17 protein-coding genes are annotated in these 18659 nt (G+C 67.4%); 12 read left to right on the top strand and 5 right to left on the bottom strand.

The genetic code is table 11. From position 1 onward, the window contains the following. Positions 1–4: 4 nt before the first annotated feature. Both LO787_RS09945 and LO787_RS09940 read right to left on the bottom strand, forming a co-directional pair. Entirely contained in the window at positions 5–826 is an 822-nt protein-coding gene (locus LO787_RS09945) for an SDR family NAD(P)-dependent oxidoreductase (RefSeq protein WP_232495671.1), read from the bottom strand. After that, positions 823–1602, bottom strand: a complete 780-nt coding sequence (locus tag LO787_RS09940; protein ID WP_232496290.1) for an SDR family NAD(P)-dependent oxidoreductase — start codon at positions 1600–1602, stop codon at positions 823–825. Before LO787_RS09940 ends, LO787_RS09945 begins: the two co-directional genes overlap by 4 nt. Positions 1603–1761: 159 nt before the next feature. Here LO787_RS09940 and LO787_RS09935 point away from each other — a divergent pair, with 159 nt between their 5' ends. Both LO787_RS09935 and LO787_RS09930 read left to right on the top strand, forming a co-directional pair. Then, on the top strand, positions 1762–3195 hold the full coding sequence (locus LO787_RS09935; RefSeq protein ID WP_232495670.1) for an aromatic ring-hydroxylating oxygenase subunit alpha: 1434 nt from the start codon (positions 1762–1764) through the stop codon (positions 3193–3195). Continuing rightward, positions 3192–3968, top strand: coding sequence for a ThuA domain-containing protein (locus LO787_RS09930; protein WP_232495669.1), 777 nt, complete (start codon positions 3192–3194; stop codon positions 3966–3968). The genes LO787_RS09935 and LO787_RS09930 overlap by 4 nt, the downstream gene beginning before the upstream one ends. Before the next feature lie 147 nt (positions 3969–4115). Here LO787_RS09930 and LO787_RS09925 read toward each other — a convergent pair whose 3' ends face one another. Then, the gene (locus LO787_RS09925; protein WP_232495668.1) at positions 4116–5237 is read right to left on the bottom strand and encodes an acyl-CoA dehydrogenase family protein; all 1122 of its coding nucleotides are present in this window, start codon (positions 5235–5237) and stop codon (positions 4116–4118) included. A gap of 180 nt (positions 5238–5417) precedes the next feature. Between LO787_RS09925 and LO787_RS09920 the strand changes: the two genes are divergently transcribed. After that, complete coding sequence (locus tag LO787_RS09920; protein WP_232495667.1) at positions 5418–6191, top strand: helix-turn-helix transcriptional regulator; 774 nt, start codon at positions 5418–5420, stop codon at positions 6189–6191. A 16-nt stretch (positions 6192–6207) separates the two neighbouring features. Here the strand turns inward: LO787_RS09920 and LO787_RS09915 are convergent, their stop codons facing one another. Then, on the bottom strand, positions 6208–7557 hold the full coding sequence (locus LO787_RS09915; protein WP_232495666.1) for a M28 family peptidase: 1350 nt from the start codon (positions 7555–7557) through the stop codon (positions 6208–6210). 49 nt (positions 7558–7606) lie between these two features. Beyond that, entirely contained in the window at positions 7607–9238 is a 1632-nt protein-coding gene (locus LO787_RS09910; protein WP_232495665.1) for a GMC family oxidoreductase, read from the bottom strand. Between the two features lie 169 nt (positions 9239–9407). Between LO787_RS09910 and LO787_RS09905 the strand changes: the two genes are divergently transcribed. The 9 genes from LO787_RS09905 (at position 9408) to LO787_RS09865 (ending at position 18652) form a co-directional block, all read left to right on the top strand. Then, positions 9408–9806 carry a Zn-ribbon domain-containing OB-fold protein gene (locus LO787_RS09905; protein ID WP_232495664.1) on the top strand — a complete coding sequence of 133 codons (399 nt, stop codon included), beginning with the start codon at positions 9408–9410 and terminating at the stop codon, positions 9804–9806. After that, positions 9803–10966 carry a thiolase family protein gene (locus tag LO787_RS09900; protein ID WP_232495663.1) on the top strand — a complete coding sequence of 388 codons (1164 nt, stop codon included), beginning with the start codon at positions 9803–9805 and terminating at the stop codon, positions 10964–10966. The genes LO787_RS09905 and LO787_RS09900 overlap by 4 nt, the downstream gene beginning before the upstream one ends. Positions 10967–10971: 5 nt before the next feature. Continuing rightward, a complete protein-coding gene (locus LO787_RS09895) occupies positions 10972–12180 on the top strand; it encodes an acyl-CoA dehydrogenase family protein (RefSeq protein WP_232495662.1) in 1209 nt (402 codons plus the stop codon). A gap of 151 nt (positions 12181–12331) precedes the next feature. Continuing rightward, a complete protein-coding gene (locus LO787_RS09890; RefSeq protein ID WP_232495661.1) occupies positions 12332–13321 on the top strand; it encodes a thiamine pyrophosphate-dependent dehydrogenase E1 component subunit alpha in 990 nt (329 codons plus the stop codon). Positions 13322–13338: 17 nt separating this feature from the next. Further along, positions 13339–14352 carry an alpha-ketoacid dehydrogenase subunit beta gene (locus tag LO787_RS09885; protein ID WP_232495660.1) on the top strand — a complete coding sequence of 338 codons (1014 nt, stop codon included), beginning with the start codon at positions 13339–13341 and terminating at the stop codon, positions 14350–14352. Between the two features lie 13 nt (positions 14353–14365). Further along, positions 14366–15805, top strand: a complete 1440-nt coding sequence (locus LO787_RS09880) for a 2-oxo acid dehydrogenase subunit E2 (protein WP_232495659.1) — start codon at positions 14366–14368, stop codon at positions 15803–15805. Between the two features lie 11 nt (positions 15806–15816). Beyond that, positions 15817–16377, top strand: a complete 561-nt coding sequence (locus LO787_RS09875; RefSeq protein WP_232495658.1) for a VOC family protein — start codon at positions 15817–15819, stop codon at positions 16375–16377. Beyond that, the gene (locus tag LO787_RS09870) at positions 16377–17594 is read left to right on the top strand and encodes an acyl-CoA dehydrogenase family protein (protein ID WP_232495657.1); all 1218 of its coding nucleotides are present in this window, start codon (positions 16377–16379) and stop codon (positions 17592–17594) included. The genes LO787_RS09875 and LO787_RS09870 overlap by 1 nt, the downstream gene beginning before the upstream one ends. Continuing rightward, positions 17591–18652 carry a phosphotransferase gene (locus tag LO787_RS09865; RefSeq protein ID WP_232495656.1) on the top strand — a complete coding sequence of 354 codons (1062 nt, stop codon included), beginning with the start codon at positions 17591–17593 and terminating at the stop codon, positions 18650–18652. Before LO787_RS09870 ends, LO787_RS09865 begins: the two co-directional genes overlap by 4 nt. Positions 18653–18659: the final 7 nt, after the last annotated feature.

Genomic DNA, 18659 nt, shown 5'->3' with positions numbered 1-18659 from the left:
GCGGTCATTGGGCGGTCCAGCCGCCGTCCACCACCAGCTCCGAACCGGTCATGTAGGAGCTGTCCGACGAGGCGAGGAAGTACACCGCGCTCGCCAGTTCGGACGGGTCGGCAAGGCGGCCGATGGGGGTCTTGCTGGACATCAGATCGACCAGATCCTGCGCCTTTTCGGCGACGCCCTTGTCCACCCAGCGCTGGAATCCGTCCTTCAGCAGCGGCGTCAGGACAAAGCCGGGATGGAGCGAATTGGCCCGGATCGGCATCTTCTTCTCGGCGAATTCCAGCGCGATCGACTTGGTGAACAGCCGCACCGCGCCCTTGCTGGCGTTGTAGCCCGAAACCTCGCTCATGCCGACGAGGCCCATGATCGAACTGACGTTGACGATCGAGGCTCCGCCCCGGAAATCCGCGCCGCTTGCCGCCATCAGCGGCACGAACGTCCGCACGCCGAGGAATACGCCATCGACGTTGATGCTCATGATCCGGCGCCAGCCCTCAAGCGAGGTCTCCGCCACCGGGCCGGTCAGGTCGATGCCCGCATTGTTCACCAGAATGTGCAGTTTTCCGTGCCTTTCGGTCACGGCGGCAAGCACCTTCGCCCAGTCGTCCTCGCTCGCGACATTGGCGCTGACGTAGCTCGCTGCCTGTCCCAGACGAGCGAGCGTTGCGGTGGCATACTCGGTGTCGGGCGCTTCCAGATCGGTCAGGACGACTTCGGCACCTTCGGCCAGAAACCGCTCCACGCAGGCGAGGCCGATGCCCCGCAGACCGCCGGAAACCAGCGCGACGCGGCCCTTCAGCCGCTGCGAACCCAGTTCCTCGCTCATACGCCGTTCATCCCTGCGGTGGAGGCCCCGTCCATGGTGAATTCGCTGCCCGAACAGAACCGCGTCTCGTCGCTGGCGAGCCATGCGACCAGCCCCGCGACCTCGTCGACCGAGGCCATGCGGCCCATCGGTGAAAGCCCCTCGTAAGCGGCGCGGGTGGCGACCGGATCGCCTGATTTCTCGATCAGGTTGACGATCATCGCGGTCTCCACGACGCCCGGCAGGACGGCGTTGACGCGGATCTTGTACTTCTTGTTGCCGGAGTGGACGGCGGAGGACTTCACCAGCGCCAGAACCGCGGTCTTCGACACCGAATAGGCGAGGAAATTGCCCATCGCCCGGTGCGCATTCATCGAGGAATTGACGATGATCGAGCCGACCGGACCCTCGGGATTGCGCGCCATCGCCCGCATCGCGTGCTGCACGGTGAGCATCACGCCGGTCAGGTTCACGCCGATGATGTTGTTCCAGCCCTCGATCCCGATGGACTCGATGCTGCCGTCGCCGTTCTCGGTCCCGGCATTGGCGAAAGCCACGTCGAGGCGGCCGTGCTTTTCGAGGATATGCGCCATCAGGCCGTCCCACGCGGCGGCGTCGGTGACGTCGTGCCTGACGAACTCGGCCCCCGTGGCAGCACAAACGGCATCCGCAGCCGTCTGATTGGAGCCGGTGAAAATGACCCTGGCACCCTCGGCGCACAGGCGCTCCACGGTGCCTGCGCCGATGCCGGAGGTTCCTCCGGTGACCAGCGCCACCTTGCCTTCAAGCCGCTTCACGGCATTCTCCCAATTGCGATCTGGCACTTACCATTTCCCTGAACATGGCCGATCCGCGCCGCTCCACAACCTATGATTTTAGGCAAGGTGACTTGGGGTGCAGCGGAGTGCAGAAATGCTCCCAAACAGGGAAATGCGTTCTTGGGAGATTGAACGACCATGGCCGACCGAGACCCGGAAATCGCCACCAGATTGGGCGAAGACCGCAGCGAAGGCATCAGCTGGGCCGAACTCATGGCGCTGGATTCGCGCAAGGCACCGGCGATCCTGACGCAGGAGAGCTACACCTACCGCGGATCCGAGCCGATCCCGGCGGAGCGCTACACCAGCGAGGAATTTGCCAAGCTCGAGCGTGAGCGGATGTGGCCCTACGTCTGGCAGTTCGTCGCGCGCGAGGAAGACCTGCCGGAAGCGGGCGACTTCATCGTCTACGAGAACGCGGGCCGCTCCTACCTCGTCAGCCGTCAGGACGACGGCTCGATCCGGGCGATGCACAACGTCTGCCTCCATCGCGGCCGCAAGCTGCGGACCGAGGAAGGCACCGCCGACAAGTTCGTCTGCCCGTTCCACGGCTTTGCGTGGAAGAAGGACGGCAGCTTCGATTCCATGCCCTGCCAGTGGGACTTCCCGCACCTGATCGAGCAGAACCTCGACCTGCCCGAAGCCGAGATCGGCCGCTGGGCGGGCTACGTGTTCCTGCGCGAGGAAAAGGGCGGCCCCAGCCTGGAGGAATTTCTCGCCCCCTTGCCCGAGCACTTCAAGCGCTGGCGGCACGAGGAATGCGCCAGCGTGATGCGCGTGGCGAAGGAAGTTCCCGCCAACTGGAAGGTGGTGATGGAAGCCTTCATGGAGGCCTGGCACACCATCGTCACCCACCCGCAGCTGCTGCCCTTCACCGGCGATTCCAATGCCGCCTACTGGACCTGGGGCGATAACGTGAACGTCAACCTCGTCCCCTTCGGCGTCATGAGCCCGCACATCCAGGAGGGTCAGGGCGAGCAGTGGATCGTCGACGAGTTCATCAAGTACAACGGTCGATCCGGCGACAACTACGAGGGTGAGGCCGCCGCCAACCCGATGGCGATCCAGGTGCCCGAGGGCATCACCGCCCGCGCCGCGCTGGGCGCCGCCATGCGGCAGGCCTATACCGAAAGCACCGGCTACGACCACGCCGAGGCCACCGACGCCGAACTGCTGGACGCGCTGGTCTACAACGTGTTCCCCAACTTCGCGCCGTGGGGCGGCTACATGCCGAACATTGTCTACAACTGGCTGCCCGGAAAGACTCCGGATACCTGCATCATGGAAGTGCGCATCCTCGCGCGCATTCCCAAGGGCCAGCCGATCCCGCGCGGCGCGCCGCTCAAGATGCTGCGGCTCGACCAGAAGTGGACCGAGGCGCCCGAACTCGGCATCCTGGGCGACGTGTTCGAGCAGGACATGGACAACCTGCCCTATGTGCAGGAGGGCCTGCACGTCTCCAAGAACGGCAAGGTCAACCTCGGCAACTACCAGGAGATCCGCATCCGCCAGTTCCAGGACACGCTGATGAAGTACATCGACGGCGAACTCGGCGGAGCCCCGAAGGCATGAGCGAGGCAGAGGCGGCGCATCCACCGCGCATAAACTGCGTCCTCGTCTGCGGCGGGGTGTGGCACGACATGGACTTTGCCCGGCTGGAGCTGCTCAAGCTCCTCGCCGAAGACCCCAGCGTGCGCACCCGCGTGTTCGAGGATTACGAGAACCTCGACGCGCTGCGGCAGGCGGACATCCTCATCACCTACACCTGCGACGTCACGCCCTCGCTGGCGGCGCAGGAGGTGCTGCGCGACTGGCTGACGGCGGGCGGGCGCTGGTATGCGCTCCACGGCACCAATTCGGTGCTGCGCCTGCTGTCGGAAGGGCCGGACAAGGGCCTGTGGAACGCACCGCGCTGGGCGCCGCTGTTCATGGACATGCTGGGCTCGCAGTTCATTTCCCACCCGCCCATCGCGCCCTACACGGTGACGGTGGCCGACCCCGACCACCCGCTGGTCGAGGGGATCGAGCCGTTCGAGACCACGGACGAACTCTATCACCTCGAAATCCACGGCCACCTGCACGTCCTGCTGGAGACCGACTGCGCCGAGGAGGGGACCGGCTTCGTCGAGGCCGCCGCAGCGCCCGGCAAGCATCCGGTCATGTACCTCAAGGACCACGGCAAGGGCGGGGTGCTCTATAACACGCTGGGGCATTGCCGGGGGCACTACGACCTCCAGCCGATGCTCGACTGGTGGCCCACGGTGGACCGCTGCGCGTGGGATCTGCCGGTGTTCTACGAGTTGCTGCGCCGGGGTATCGGCTGGTTGAAGGCAAGGGAGAAGTAGGCGCTTTGTCGTCATTGCGAGCGTAGCGAAGCAATCCAGCATCACGCGCCGACATGGATTGCTTCGCTACGCTCGCAATGACGAAGGCGAAAAAAGAGGGGCGGCGCTGTTGCCAGTGCCGCCCCTTTCGTCAGGTTGTGGTACTCGTCAGTTCAGCAGCCCGGCATAGCGGTCCAGCGCCGCCAGCGGCCCCTCCGGCCAGCGCGAGAGCACCAGCAGGCGCTTGTGCCCACCGCCGATGGCGAGTTCGTCGGTGACGCCCATGCCGCCGTGGAACTGGATCATCTCATGCCCCAGCGTCACCGAGGCTTCGGCGATGTAGGCCCGCGCGCCGTGGACGGCGTTGGCGAAGTCGTCGCTGCCCCATGACACCAGCGCGAGGTTCAGCAGCGCGCGGCACTGCTCGATCGCGGCGTACTGCGCGACCATGCGGTGCTGGATCGCCTGAAACGAACCGAGCGCCGCGCCGAACTGGTCGCGGGTGCGCAGGTAGTCGATGGTCTCGGCGAAGATCCGCTCCATGATGCCCAGCGCTTCGGCGCTGCGGGCGAGCGCGGCAAGGTCTCCGGTGGCGGCGATTGCTCCGAAGGCGTCTTCGGTCAGCTTGTGGTCGCCGGGGACGGTCACGCCGTCGAGTTCCAGCGAGGTGGCGACGCTGCCGTCGGCCATGTGCCAGTCGCGCGCCGAGGCTCCGGGCGTTCCGGCGCGCACGAGGAACAGCGCCACGCCGTCCACATCACCCGGCGCGCCGGAGAGCCGCGCGGAGACGATGAACCCGTCCGCCCCGCCGCCCGCCGCGCAGTAGGGCTTGGAGCCGGTCAGCTTCCAGCCCTCGCCGTCCACAGCGGCCACGGTTTCCACCCATGCCAGCCCGTCGCGCGCCTTCGCCTCGGCATGGGCGAGGGCAAGGCGCTTGCCGCCGGTCAGGAGGTCGTCCAGCCATTCGCCCTGCAGCGATTCCGGTGCAGTCGCGGCGAACAGGCGGCCCGCCATCACCACCGCCTCGGCCAGCGGCTCCACCACGAGCCCGCGGCCCAGCGCCTCGAACACCGTGGCGATGCCGGTGGCGTCGAGGCCGAGCCCGCCCAGTTCCTCGGGGAAAGGTGCCGCGATCAGGCCGAGTTCGCCCAGAAGCTCCCAGTTCGCGCTGGAAAAGCCTGCCGGTTCCGCCAGAAAGGCGCGGCGGCTGTCGTGATCGTAATGGTCGGTGACGAAGCGCTCGGTCAGAGCCTTGAGCATTTCCTCGTCTTCGCTGAGGTCGAAGTTCACTGTCCGCTCCCGCCGGGGCGCACCCGCCCCGCCACTCTTGGTTGTGATCCTCGGTCTATCACCAAGGGCACGAGCGTTACCGCTGGGCAAAAGGCTAGTCATGAAAACGATATATTTCCCGGCTTCAAGCTATTGTGCCCCCCCGATTCCGGCGTCTAAGAAGGTGGCGAGAGGACTTCAATGCAACTGCTGTCACAGGAAAAGATCGACGCCGTGCGGGTGGTATCGCCCGAAGGCATCCGCGCCGCTGCACAGGCGCTGCATTCCATCGCGATGGAGTGCGGCATGCGCGTGGCCCCTGCGCACGACATTGCGGACAAGCGCACGCCGGTCGATGCCGAGGGCAACCTGCTTGCCACCACGGTGTTCGGCTGGGGCGACGAGGAGCGGGTGTGGTGGCGCAATTCGCGCATCGCGCTCGACAGCCCGCTGACCACCGCCTGCCGCTTCGAAAGCCAGCCGTTCTGGGCCAATGCCGAGGGTTTCCGCACGCGCGAGCCCAACGCCTACCTGTCCTCCATCGACATCGCCAACTTCGAGCATCGCGCCCTGACGCGGGCCGCCATCGGCGTGCCGGTCCACCTGCCGTTCGGTCAGATCGGCGCGGTCAGCTTCAACTCGCTCGACCGTGAGAAGACCGACCTTTCGGAAGAGTTCGACCGCTATTCCGACGCTTTCGGCCTCTATGCGCGCACCTTCATTGCGACGTATGTGCAGGTCATGGGCTCCACCCAGGCGCTGCCGCCGGAATCGCGCCTGTCCAAGCGCGAGGTGGAGTGCCTGCGCTGGGCCGCGATCGGCAAGACCGACCTCGAGATCAGCATGATCATGTCGCGCAGCCGCGCCACGGTGCGCTTCCACATCCACAACGCGGCGACCAAGCTCAATGCCGTGAACCGCAGCCAGACCGTCTTCAAGGCGGCGCAGCTGGGCTACATCTCGCTCCAGAACTGAGCCGGCGGCGCAGCGCTCAGGGCTGCGCGCCGATGGGCGCGAAGCCGCCGCCGGGCACGGCCGCGGCGATCGGGCTTGCGCTGCCGTCCGCCGCGATGGAGCGGACGCCGAGAATCCAGTCGTCGCCGCGCAACCCGTCGAGCTTGACGCTGGTTCCTGTCGTCTTCGCCACCACCGGCTCGGCTTCCCATTCCGGCGCGTCGGTGCGGCGGCGCCATACCGAATAGGCCGCTGCGCCCGGAACCGCCTGCCACGTCACGTCGGTCCATGTCTTCACCGCCGCGTCGGCCTTGGGGGAGGGCGGCAGCGGCGCGCTGGCGAGCGCAGCCAGCGCGGCGATGTTCAGGCGCGTGACCTTGGCGAGATAGGGGAAGTCCATCTCGTCCACGGTGTCGCCGTAGCGGATGCCGTTCTCCACCCGCAGATCCTGGTGCTGGTGCTCGTAGTCCTCGATCGCGACCGAGAAGCGCACGGCGGGATAGCCCTGCTCAAGGAACGGCGTCTGGTCGCCGCCCCGGCCAAGACGGTCGGCGCGCCAGACCTGCCGCACGGCAAGGTCGTCCTGTACGCCGCCCGCCAGCGCGGCGATGTAGCGCGAGATGTTGCGGCCCGGGCTGTCGTTCTCGCCCCCGAAACGGCGGGCATCGGCGCGGGTCTTGTCGGTCGCGTCTGCGCGTGGGCCTTCGGAGAAGACGCGGACGTGGGCGTCGTCCACCAGCCCGTCGGAGCCGCGCGTGCCGCCGACGATGTCGTTGTTGAGCACCGCCTTCACCGTCCAGCCCTGCTGCTTCGCATAGTCGGCCAGCAGCTTGCCGCCGTAGAGCCCCTGCTCCTCGCCCGAGAGCGCGGCGTAGACGATGGTCGTCGGGAACGAGCGCTTCGACAGGACACGCGCGGCTTCCAGCACCAGCGCGGTGCCCGATCCATCGTCGTTGGCGCCGGGCGCATCGCTGGTGGTGTCCATGACGTCGGTGACGCGGCTGTCGATGTGCGCCTCGACGATCACCACCTCGTTCGGCCGCTCGGTGCCGCGCTGGATGGCGACGACGTCGACCATCTTCACCGGCGTGGGGATGCGCGTGCCGCTGACCATGGCCTCGGGCATGACCACTTCAAGGCAGTTGCGGCAGGCTTTCGAGGTCTTGCGGAACTCGCTCGCGGCCCAGCGGCGGGCCGCGCCGATGCCGCGCCTGGGATCGGTGTCGGAGGACAGCGTGTGACGCGTGCCGAACGAGACGAGCTTTTCGACATCGGCCCGCATCCGGGCTTCGGAGACCGCCGGCTCGTCGGCGGCGACCGCGACGGCGGGGATGAACAGGGCGGGGACGAGCAGTGCGGGCAGTGCGGCGACGAAGAGCTTGTTCATGCGCGCCTTTTCCCGCGTCGGGACGGTTATGGCAAGACGGCGCGGGCGATCAGCCGCGATCCTCCAGCATCAGCTTCGCGCCGCGCAGGCCGACCGCCATGGCGGGGGCATTGGTGTTGCCGGTGACGTGCCAGGGCATGATCGAGCAGTCCGCCACGCGCACGCCCTGCACGCCGTTGACGCGCAGGCGCGGGTCCACCACGGCCTGCGGGTCGGCGCCCATGCGGCAGGAGCGGATGGCGTGGAGGCCGCAGCTCGACAGGCGGCGGAACATGGCGAGGACGTCCTCGTCGCTTTCGACGTGCGCGCCCGGCACCAGTTCCTCGCCCACCATCGTTGCGAGCGGCCCGGCGCGCACGTAGTCGCGCATGGCGCGGACCAGTGCGACGGCGGAGCGCCGGTCGTGCTCGGTGGAGAGGAAGTTGTGCAGGATCTCGGGCGCGTCGGTGGCGGCGGGGCCGGTGGCGCGCACGCTCGATTCGCTGGTGAGGCGCAGCAGCTGACCATAGATCGTGACGCCGGGCTTGGGGTCGATCTTGTCGAGCGGGACCGGATCCTTGTCGTCGCCGACCTTGAAGGTGTAGCCGCCGAGGTAGAACTGCGCGTCGGTGCGCCCGTCAGGATGGGCGACGTTGCAGAAGGCACCGACCTCGAACGGGCCGGTGGCCAGCACGCCGTCGCCGCGCAGCAGATAGCGCAGCATGGCCAGCGCCGCGCCGATCCCGAAGAAGCTCCTGTTCGTGCCCTTGCCCCTGTCCAGCCGGAACGGGATGGAGAGCGAGAGATGCTCGATCATCCGCTCGCCTACGTCGGGCGAATGGGCGACGAGGGGGATGCCCGCCGCAGCAAGCCGCGCAGCATCGCCGATGCCGGAACGCTGGAGCAGCAGCGGGCTTTCCATCGCGCCTGCGCTCACCACGATCTCTCCCGAGCAGTCGAAGCGCTGCGGGCTGCCGTTCACGGTGACGTCGATGCCCACGGCGCGCGTGCCCTCGAACACGATGCGCTGCGCCATCACGCCGGTCATCACCGTGACGTTGGGCCGCTTGCGCGCGGCGGCGAGATAGGTGCGCGCCGACGAGTCGCGCTTACCCTTGCGGATGTTGTGGCTGTAATAGCCGACGCGCGGGCCCGCACGGCCATTGAGGTCGTCCACCCGGCGCAGGCCCTGCGCTTCGCCAGCCTCGATCATGCGTTCGGCAAGGGGGTAGGTGTAGCAGGCTGGGTCCACCCGCACGAGGCCGCCGCTGCCGCGCATCGGCCCGCGACCGGCGGCGTGATCCTCCAGTTCGAGGAAGGCCTGGGTCATGCTCTCGCCGTTCCAGCCGGTGGCTCCGGCTTCGCGCTCCCACGCATCGTAGTCGGCGGGCTCGCCCCGGCTCCAGATCATGCCGTTGATCGAGGACGATCCCCCAAGGCCCTTGCCGCGAATCCAGATCTCGCCGGCTCCGGCCTCGTTCGCGCCCGGATCGCGCGGTTGTGCAACGTGGTAGGCCCACATGTGCTCGGGCTTCTTGACCAGCTTGGCGACGCCCTTGGGCAGCGTGACCCAGAAGCTGTCGTTCTCGCCGCCCGCTTCCAGCACCAGCACCTGCGAGCGTCCGTCCGCGCTCAGGCGCTCGGCCATGACGCAACCGGCGCTGCCTGCACCGACGATGATGTAGTCCCACTGCTTCGCCATCGCTCGTCTCTCCCGCGCGGGGGGTGACCCCGTCGCCCATCTGAAGTCGCACGAACTAGCGCAATGGCTACCCTAGCGTTTTGATGAGTCACAAACGCTGCGCAGGCGGGCTTAAATCGCATTCATGACCGGACCCTACAACCGGCCCGAATTGAGGATTGGGAGCGAGATGCGAGCGATTGCAGAAGGCCTGTTCACCGACGAGACGCCCCCGCGTCTGATCGGCGGAAAGGACCGGGAAACCGGCCGCATCGTATTTCCCTGCCCGGCCTCCGAAGGCTACGACGCCGTGCCCCTTTCGCGGGACGGGACGCTGTGGTCCTACACCGTCCAGCGCTTCCGCCCCAAGACGCCGCCTTATGCGGGGCCGGAGGCGTTCTCGCCGTGGGTCGTCGCCTATGTCGAACTGCCCGGCGAAGTGATCGTCGAGGCGCGGCTGGACGACGTGGCGTTCGAGGATGTTAAGGTCGGCATGGCGGTGCGTTTCGCGCCTTCGCCGCTGGACCTGAGCGATCCCGAAAGCCCGCTCATTCCCGCCTTTTCGCCCGCAGCAGGAGGTGCAGCATGAGCGGTGACGTGTGCATCGTCGGCATCGGCATCCACCGCTTCGGGCGGACCGACGGCCTGTCCGGCGTGGACCAGGGCGTCTTCGCCGTGCGGCAGGCGCTGGCGGATGCCGGGATCGAATGGCCGCAGGTCCAGTTCGCCTATGGCAGCTCGGATGCTGCGGGCAATCCGGACACGATGGTCGACCGCCTCGGCCTGACCGGGGTGCAGTTCATCAACGTGCGTAACGGCTGCGCGGCGGGCGGATCGGCGCTGTTCTCGGCGCAGATGGCGATCAAGTCGGGCGAGTTCGACATCGGCGTCGCGGTCGGCTTCGACAAGCATCCGCGCGGCGCGTTCAACGCGATGCCCGCCGAATACAACCTGCCGGACTGGTACGGCGAAGTCGGCCAGATGGTCACGACGCAGTTCTTTGCCGCCAAGATCATGCGCTACATGAGCCTGTTCGGCATCTCGCAGAAGACGCTGGGGCTGGTCGCGGAGAAGGCGTTCCGCAACGCCGTCCACGCACCGCACGCATGGCGCCGCCAGCCGGTCTCGCTGGACGAGATCCTCGACGCGCCGCTGGTGAGCGATCCTTACACCAAGTACATGTTCTGCTCCCCGGCGGAGGGCGGTGTCGCGCTGGTCCTCGCCAGCGAGAAGAAGGCGCGCGAGCTGGGCAAGCCGCTGATCCGGCTCAAGGCCGCGACCATGCGCACCCGCCCGCCGCACAGCTTCGAGGTCTTCGCGCCCTCGGTCGACGTGGTGGAGGACGATACCGGGCCGCGCGGCACGGCCTCGCGCATCGCCTCGGCCGATGCCTTCCGCCTTGCCGGAATCGGCCCGGGGGACATCGACGTCGCCCAGCTCCAGGATACCGAGGCGGGCGCGGAGATCATGCACATGGCCGAGAACGGCTTCTGCGCCGACGGCGAGCAGGAGCAGTGGCTGGCCGAGGGGCGCACCGAGATCAACGGTGCGCTGCCGGTCAACACGGACGGCGGATGCCTCGCCTGTGGCGAGCCGATCGGCGCATCGGGCCTGCGCCAGGTCTACGAAAACGTCGTGCAACTGCGGGGAGACGGCGGTGGCCGTCAGGTGCCTGATGCGCCGAAGACGGCATACAGCCATGTCTACGGCGCTCCGGGCGTCTCCGCAGTCACCATTCTGGAACGCTGAAGCGAATGGATATCGAACTTTCCCCCGAAGATGCCGCTTTCCGCGAAGAGGTCCGCACTTTCCTGCGCGACCACCTTCCGGCGGAGGTCAAGGCGGGCGCCGCGGCGACCCCCTCGGTCTTCGTCGAGCCGGAGATCGGGCAGGCGTGGAACGCCGTGCTGCACGAAAAGGGCTGGCTCGGCTACCAGTGGCCCGCCGAACACGGCGGCACCGGCTGGACGCCGCTGCAGCGCTACCTATTCGAGAAGGAATGCGCGGCTGCCGGTGCGCCGAACCTGACCGTGCTCGGCCTCAAGCTGCTGGCCCCGGTGATCTACAACTTCGGCACCGACGCGCAGAAGGCTGAGGTTCTTCCGCGCATCCTCTCGGGCGAGGATTACTGGTGCCAGGGCTTCTCCGAGCCGGGCGCGGGGTCCGACCTTGCCAGCCTCAAGACCCGCGCGGTCAGGGAGGGCGATCACTACCGCGTCAACGGATCGAAGATCTGGACCACCCACGCGCACCACGCCAACCGCATGTTCACGCTGGTCCGCACCAATACCGAGGTGAAGAAGCAGGCGGGCATCTCCTTCCTGCTGATCGACCTTGCCACGCCCGGCGTCTCGGTCCGCCCGATCCTGACCAATGCGGGCGACCATGAGGTCAACCAGGTCTTCCTCGAGGACGTCATGGTCCCGGCGGAGAACCTCGTCGGCGGGGAGGGCGACGGCTGGACCATCGCCAAGTTCCTGCTGGAGAACGAGCGCGGCGGTTCTTGCCACGCCCCCAAGCTCGGCTACGATCTCGACCAGATCGAGGCGGCCGCGAAGGAGGAGAGCGATGGGAAGGGGGGTATCCTTGCCGACCAGACCGACTGGCGCCGCCGCGTGGCCAAGGCCCGGCTTTCGGTCAACGCACTGGAGATGATCGAGCTGAAGATCATCTCGGAGATCGCCAAGGGCCGCAAGGCGGGGCCTCAGACCTCGCTCACCAAGCTGCTCGCGTCCAACCTGCGGCAGGAGATCGACCTGCTGGCGGTGGACCTCTACGGCCCGGCCGGGCTCCAGCTGGAGACGGCGCGCCCGCTCTATGGCGACAACGCGCCGCCCGCCGTCCATTCAAAGGCCGCGCAGGTCGCCTCCGCCCGCTATCTCAACAGCCGCGCGTGGACGATCTTCGGCGGCACCAACGAAGTTCAGAGCACCATCATCGCCAAGTCTGTGCTGGGCCTGTGACCATCCTGCCTCACCCTTCCTCGTCATTGCGAGGCCCGCAGGGCCGCGGCAATCCAAAGCGGCGCGGCTCCGCACTGGATTGCTTCGCTGCGCTCGCAATGACGAAAGGGTGTTGTCTCGAAATCAACACCATCAACGAGAGGAACCCCTGATGCAGCTCAACCGCGAGGCGCTGACCCGCGCCTATCGGCAGATGAAGCTGATCCGCGAATTCGAGGAACGGCTCCACGAGGAGATCCAGACCGGCGAGATCGCGGGCTTCACGCACCTCTATTCCGGGCAGGAAGCCGTCGCCGTGGGCGTGTGCGAGCACCTGACCGAGCGCGACAAGATCGTCTCCACCCACCGCGGCCACGGCCACTGCCTTGCCAAGGGCTGCGACCTTGGCGGCATGATGAAGGAGATCTGGGGCAGCCAGGAGGGCCTTTGCAACGGCAAGGGCGGGTCGATGCACATCGCCGACATCGACAAGGGCATGCTGGGCGCCAACGGCATCGTCGGCGCGGGCGCGCCGATCGCGGTGGGCGCGGCGATCTCCAGCAAGATCGACGGTCCGGATGCCGACGGCAAGCTGGCCGTCTCCATCGCGTTCTCGGGCGATGGCGCCTGCAACCAGGGCACCACGTTCGAGGCGATGAACCTTGCGGTCGTCACCAAGGCCCCGGCGATCTTCGTCTTCGAGAACAACCACTATTCCGAGCACACCGGCGTCGATTACGCGGTGGGCACGAACAAGGACATCGCCAGCCGCGCCGAGGCGTTCGGCATGAAAGTCTGGCGCGCGGACGGCACCGACTTCTTCGCCGTCCACGACACTTTCCGCGAGGTGCTGGAATATGTCCGCGTCCCCGGCAATGGCCCGGCGGCGGTGGAGTTCGACACCGAGCGCTTCTTCGGCCACTTCGAGGGCGATCCGCAGCGCTATCGCGGCGACGGCGAGCTTGATCGCCTGCGCGCCGAGCGGGACTGCCTCAAGATCTTCCGCGCCAGTGTGACCGGCGCGAAGCTGCTGGAGGACGTGGATCTCGACGCCATCGACACCGAATCCCTCAAGGCCATCGAGGATGCCGTCGCGGCATCTCGGGCAGCGGCGCGCCCGCAGCCCGAGAACGTCCTCGAAAACGTCTACATCAGCTACTGACGGCAGGAGCGAGACCCATGGCAAGAATGATGTATCGCGATGCCATCCGTAACACGATCTTCCAGGAAATGCAGCGCGACGAGCGTGTCGTCGTGCTGGGCGAGGACGTTGCAGGGGGCATGGGCACCGCAGGCGGCCCGGAAGCCATCGGCGGCATCTGGTCCACCTCGACCGGGTTCTACGAGGCGTTCGGCCCCGACCGGGTGATCGACACCCCGATCAGCGAAAGCGCCATCATGGGCGCGGCAGGCGGCCTTGCGCTGGCCGGCAAGCGCCCGGTGGCGGAGATCATGTTCGCCGACTTCATCGGCGTGTGCATGGACCAGCTGTGGAACCAGATCGCCAAGTTCCGCTACATGTTCGGCGGCAAGTCGATCTGCCCGGCGGTGATCCGCATGCCGGTGGGCGCGGGCTACAACGCCGCCGCGCAGCACAGCCAGATGATTTCCCAGTTCGTCACCAACATGCCCGGCATCAAGGTGGCGATGCCCGCCACCCCCGCCGACGCCTGCGGCCTGCTGCGCCAGGCCATCCGCGACGACGACCCGGTGGTCTTCCTGGAGCACAAGTTCCTCTACGGCATGAAGGGTGAAGTGCCCGACGATCCGGACTTCACGATCCCCTTCGGCCACGCCCGCCTTGCCCGTGCGGGTCAGGACGTGACGATCGTCGCCACCGGCATGATGGTCGGCTATGCCGAGACGGCGGCGGACGATCTGGCGCAGGACGGCATCGGCTGCGACGTGATCGACCTGCGCACCACGTCGCCGCTGGACGAGGAGGCGATCCTCGATTCCGTCGAAGTGACCGGCCGCGCGGTGATCGTCGACGAAGCGCCGCCGCGCTGCTCGCTGGCGACGGACATCTCCTCGCTCATCGCCCAGAAGGCTTTCGCCAGCCTCAGGGCGCCGGTCGAGATGGTGACGCCGCCGCACACCCCGGTGCCCTTCGCGCGCGAGCTGGAAAGCGCCTACCTGCCCAGCCCCGCGAAGATCGCCGCCGCCGTGCGCAAGTCGCTCGAATACCGGTGAGGGAGATGCCCAGATGAGCCGCATCCGCGCCTTCACGATGCCGAAGTGGGGCATCGAAATGACCGAGGGCACTATCGCCGAATGGACCGTGAAGGAGGGTGACACCTTCAAGCGCGGCCAGACGCTGTGCCTGATCGAAACCGACAAGATCACCAACGAGGTCGAGGCCGAATACGACGCCACCGTGCGCCGCATCGTGGTCCCCGGCGGCAGCGGCGAGCCCGACCCCGTCGGCGCGCTGCTGGCGGTATTCGACGAGGGGTCGCACTCCGACGCCGAGATCGACGCCTTCGTGGCCGACTTCAAGCCTGCCGAGGGCGGCATCGCCAAAGGCGCGGAAAAGACCAAGACCGAACCCGAGCCGGTCGCCGCCGTGGCCACCGCCGAGCCGGTCAAGGCCCGCGTGAAGATCGAGACCAACCGCCCGATCAGCCCCGAGGCCCTGCGCCTCGCCGAAGAAGAGGGCGTCGACGTCGCCGTTATCGAAGGTTCGGGCCGGGGCGGGCGCATCACCCATCAGGACGTGGTCAAGGCCCTGCGCGGCCCTGCCACGACGGCCCCGAAGGGCACGCTGCCGGTGGAGATCGAGGATCTCAAGATCTTCGCTTCCCCGCTCGCCCGCCGCATTGCCGCGCTGCACGGGCTTTCGTTGCAGGGCCTCACCGGCACCGGACCGCGCGGGCGCATCTCCAAGGCGGACGTGCTGGCGCTGGTGCCTGCGCCGAAGGCTGCAAGCGGGGCCATCGGCACGCCGGAGTTCGTGGCAGGTGAGAACCGCCCCGAAGTCGTCCCCTTCGACCGCATCCGCAAGGTCGTCGCCCAGCGGCTGACGCAGGCCAAGCAGGAGATCCCGCACTTCTACCTGCGCATGTCCGCCAGCGCCGACAAGCTGCTGGAAATGCGCAAGACCGCCAACGTCGTGCTCGGCAGCAAGGCTTCGGTGAACGACTGGATCGTCAAGGCCAGCGCCACGGCTCTCGCCCGCCATCCGGACGTCAACGTGCAGGTCCACGGGCAGGAGATCCACCGCTACCCCCACGCCGACGTCGCCATTGCGGTCGCCAGCCCCAAGGGCCTCGTCACCCCGGTGGTGCGCCAGGCCAATCTCATGCGCATCGACCAGATCGCGGCGGAAACCCGGCGGCTGATCGACAAGGCGCAGGGTAAGGGCCTCAGCATGGAGGACATGGAAGGGGGCACGTTCTCCGTCTCCAACCTCGGCATGTTCGGGATCGAGAACTTCGACGCGATCATCAACCCGCCGCAGGGCGCGATCCTCGCCGTCGGCGCCGCAGCGCGTGTGCCGGTGGAGACGGCGGGCGGAGTCGCGTTCGAGACGCGGATCTCCTTCACCCTCTCGGTCGATCACCGCGCCATCGACGGGGCGGCGGGGGCGCAGTTCCTCCAGACCCTGAAGTCGCTGATCGAGGAGCCCGAGGGGCTGTTCGCCTGAAAGGATAAAAGATGACCGGAGAGGCAACTTCAACGATCGCGAAGCCCGGACCGCTCAAGCGGCTGGGCGACGTGATCCAGCTCGCCTATTTCCCGACCGACTTCGACGCCACGATGAAATACTGGATCGAGACGGTCGGCGTCGGCCCGTTCTTCGTGCTGAACGACGTGCGCCTGCGCGACATGAAGTACAAGGGCGAGCCTACCGACGCCGTGTTCTCGATGGCGATCGGCTACTGGGGCGACATCCAGATCGAGCTGATCAAGACCGACTCCGACGCGCCCTCGCTCTATTCGGGCGAGTATGCGGTGCGCGACCGGCTGCACCACGTCTGCGTCTTCGTCGAATCCATCGAGGACGCCCGCCGCGCCTGCGCCGAGGCAGGGGCCGAGGTGATCGTCGAGGGCAAGGTGGGCGCGGACGGCGAGGTGATCTACGTCGATCCCGGTCAGGGCCCCGGGCATGTGATAGAATACCTCCAGCCGCTCACCGGCACGGAAGGTCTGTTCCAGATGATGAAGGATGCCGCCCGCGACTGGGACGGCTCCGATCCGATCAGGGTGCTGCAGTGATGGCCGAGATTTCCCAGTACGCGCTCGATATGGCGGCGAAGGTCGAGGCCTTCGTGCGCGAGAAGATCGTCCCCTACGAGCAGGATCCTCGCCGCGACCACCACGGCGCGCCGACCGACGAGCTGGTGATGGAGATGCGCGCGCTTGCCCGTGAGGCGGGCGTGCTCACCCCGCACATCCGCGCGGACGGATCGCACCTGACCCAGCGTGAGACGGCGGTGGTGCTCATCAGGTCGGGCCTCTCGCCGCTGGGTCCGCTGGCCTGCAACACCATGGCGCCGGACGAGGGCAACATGTACCTCATCGGCCACGTCGGCTCGCCGGAACTGAAGGAACGGTTCCTCAAGCCGCTGGTCGAGGGCAAGGGCCGCTCCGCCTTCTTCATGACCGAGCCCGCCGATTGGGGCGGCGCGGGTTCCGACCCCTCGATGATGAAGACCACCTGCCGCAAGGACGGCAACCACTGGGTCGTCAACGGCCGCAAGACCTTCATCACCGGCGCCAAGGGCGCGATGGTCGGCATCGTCATGGCCGCGTCCGAGGAAGAGGACACCAGGGGCGGCGCCTGCATGTTCCTGGTGGACCTGCCGGACGAGGCGATCCGCATCGACGAGGTGCCCAACACCATCGACACCTCGATGCCCGGCGGCCACTCCACCCTGACCATCGACAACCTGCGCGTCCCCGCCGAGCACATGCTGGGCGCGCCCGGCGAGGGCTTCAAGTACGCGCAGGTCCGCCTTTCGCCCGCCCGCCTCTCGCACTGCATGCGCTGGCTCGGCTGCTGCATCCGCGCGCAGGAGATCGCCAGCGACTACGCCTGCCGCCGCATGGCCTTCGGCAAGCAGCTGATCGAGCACGAGGGCGTCGGCTTCATGCTGGCGGAGAACCAGATCCTCATCAAGCAGTGCGAACTGATGATCGACTGGTGCGCCTCGGTGCTGGATTCGGGATCGCTCGGCACCGTCGAAAGCTCGATGGCCAAGGTCTCGGTCAGCGAAGCGTTGATGAAGATCGCCGACAACTGCGTGCAGGTCATGGGCGGCATCGGCGTGACCGACCGGACCATCGTCGAGCAGGTCTTCCGCGAAATCCGCGCCTTCCGCATCTACGACGGCCCCACCGAAGTCCACAAGTGGAGCCTCGCCAAGAAGATCCGCCGCGACTGGCGCAAGGCACAGGAAGCGGCGGCGCAGAAGGAAGCCGAACCGGCATGACGGATGTCGCTGAAGCCAACTCGGGCACCACCGCCGTGCGCGAGGGCTATGCCTTCGACGAGGCGGCGCTGTCCGCGTGGCTGGAAGCCCATGTCGAAGGCTTCGCCGGCCCGCTGACGGTCGAGCAGTTCAGGGGCGGGCAGTCCAACCCGACCTACAAGCTGGTCACGCCCGCGCGCAGCTACGTCCTCAGGCGCAAGCCGCCGGGCCAGCTGCTCAAGGGCGCCCACGCGGTCGAGCGCGAGGCGAAAGTGCTCACCGCGCTGCACGGCGCGGGCTTCCCGGTCGCGCGTGTCTACGGGCTGTGCGAGGACGACAGCGTCATCGGGACGTGGTTCTATGTCATGGAGATGGTCGAGGGCCGCATCTTCTGGGACGCCACCGTCCCCGGCGTCTCCAACGCGGAACGCGCCGCGATCTTCGACGCGATGAACGCCACGATCGCGCAACTCCATTCGTTCGACCCGGCCGCCATCGGCCTCGGCGACTACGGCAAGCCGGGCAACTACTTCGCCCGGCAGGTTGGCCGCTGGTCGAAGCAGTATTTCGAGGACGAGGCGGCGGGCCGCAACGCCGACATGGACGCGGTGATCGCCTGGCTGGAGGCGGAGATGCCGCAGGACGACGGCGCCTCCAGCGTGATCCACGGCGATTTCCGTATCGACAACATGATCTTCCACCCCACCGAGCCGCGCGTGCTGGCGGTGCTCGACTGGGAACTGTCGACGCTGGGCCATCCGCTGGCGGACTTCGCCTATCACGCGATGATGTACCACATGCCCCCGCATATCGTGGCGGGCCTTGGCGGCGCGGACATCGCCGCGCTCGGCATCCCGACCGAAGAGGACTACGTCGCCGCCTATTGCCGCCGCACCGGGCGCGAGGGGCTGGCGGACTATCGCTACTACATGGCGTTCAACTTCTTCCGCCTCGCCGCGATCTTCCACGGCATCAAGGGCCGCGTGATCCGCGGCACCGCTTCCAACGCGCAGGCGCGAGAGCGGGCCGAGGCGTTTCCCGAACTGGCAAGGCTGGCGCTGGGGTTTGCGCGGGGGTGATCGGCAA

Origin of the sequence: Novosphingobium kaempferiae, assembly GCF_021227995.1 — a bacterium.
Taxonomy (GTDB): domain Bacteria; phylum Pseudomonadota; class Alphaproteobacteria; order Sphingomonadales; family Sphingomonadaceae; genus Novosphingobium; species Novosphingobium kaempferiae.
The sequence above is the reverse complement of the archived record's forward strand: the minus strand, read 5'-3'. Positions and strand labels throughout refer to the sequence as shown.

Bases quoted from the DNA above. Each gene is read 5' to 3' on its own strand.
- LO787_RS09945 (WP_232495671.1), bottom strand. From the start codon at position 826: ATGAGCGAGGAACTGGGTTCGCAGCGGCTGAAGGGCCGCGTCGCGCTG.
- LO787_RS09935 (WP_232495670.1), top strand. From the start codon at position 1,762: ATGGCCGACCGAGACCCGGAAATCGCCACCAGATTGGGCGAAGACCGC.
- LO787_RS09930 (WP_232495669.1), top strand. From the start codon at position 3,192: ATGAGCGAGGCAGAGGCGGCGCATCCACCGCGCATAAACTGCGTCCTC.
- LO787_RS09920 (WP_232495667.1), top strand. From the start codon at position 5,418: ATGCAACTGCTGTCACAGGAAAAGATCGACGCCGTGCGGGTGGTATCG.
- LO787_RS09915 (WP_232495666.1), bottom strand. From the start codon at position 7,557: ATGAACAAGCTCTTCGTCGCCGCACTGCCCGCACTGCTCGTCCCCGCC.
- LO787_RS09910 (WP_232495665.1), bottom strand. From the start codon at position 9,238: ATGGCGAAGCAGTGGGACTACATCATCGTCGGTGCAGGCAGCGCCGGT.
- LO787_RS09905 (WP_232495664.1), top strand. From the start codon at position 9,408: ATGCGAGCGATTGCAGAAGGCCTGTTCACCGACGAGACGCCCCCGCGT.
- LO787_RS09900 (WP_232495663.1), top strand. From the start codon at position 9,803: ATGAGCGGTGACGTGTGCATCGTCGGCATCGGCATCCACCGCTTCGGG.
- LO787_RS09895 (WP_232495662.1), top strand. From the start codon at position 10,972: ATGGATATCGAACTTTCCCCCGAAGATGCCGCTTTCCGCGAAGAGGTC.
- LO787_RS09890 (WP_232495661.1), top strand. From the start codon at position 12,332: ATGCAGCTCAACCGCGAGGCGCTGACCCGCGCCTATCGGCAGATGAAG.
- LO787_RS09885 (WP_232495660.1), top strand. From the start codon at position 13,339: ATGGCAAGAATGATGTATCGCGATGCCATCCGTAACACGATCTTCCAG.
- LO787_RS09880 (WP_232495659.1), top strand. From the start codon at position 14,366: ATGAGCCGCATCCGCGCCTTCACGATGCCGAAGTGGGGCATCGAAATG.
- LO787_RS09875 (WP_232495658.1), top strand. From the start codon at position 15,817: ATGACCGGAGAGGCAACTTCAACGATCGCGAAGCCCGGACCGCTCAAG.
- LO787_RS09870 (WP_232495657.1), top strand. From the start codon at position 16,377: ATGGCCGAGATTTCCCAGTACGCGCTCGATATGGCGGCGAAGGTCGAG.
- LO787_RS09865 (WP_232495656.1), top strand. From the start codon at position 17,591: ATGACGGATGTCGCTGAAGCCAACTCGGGCACCACCGCCGTGCGCGAG.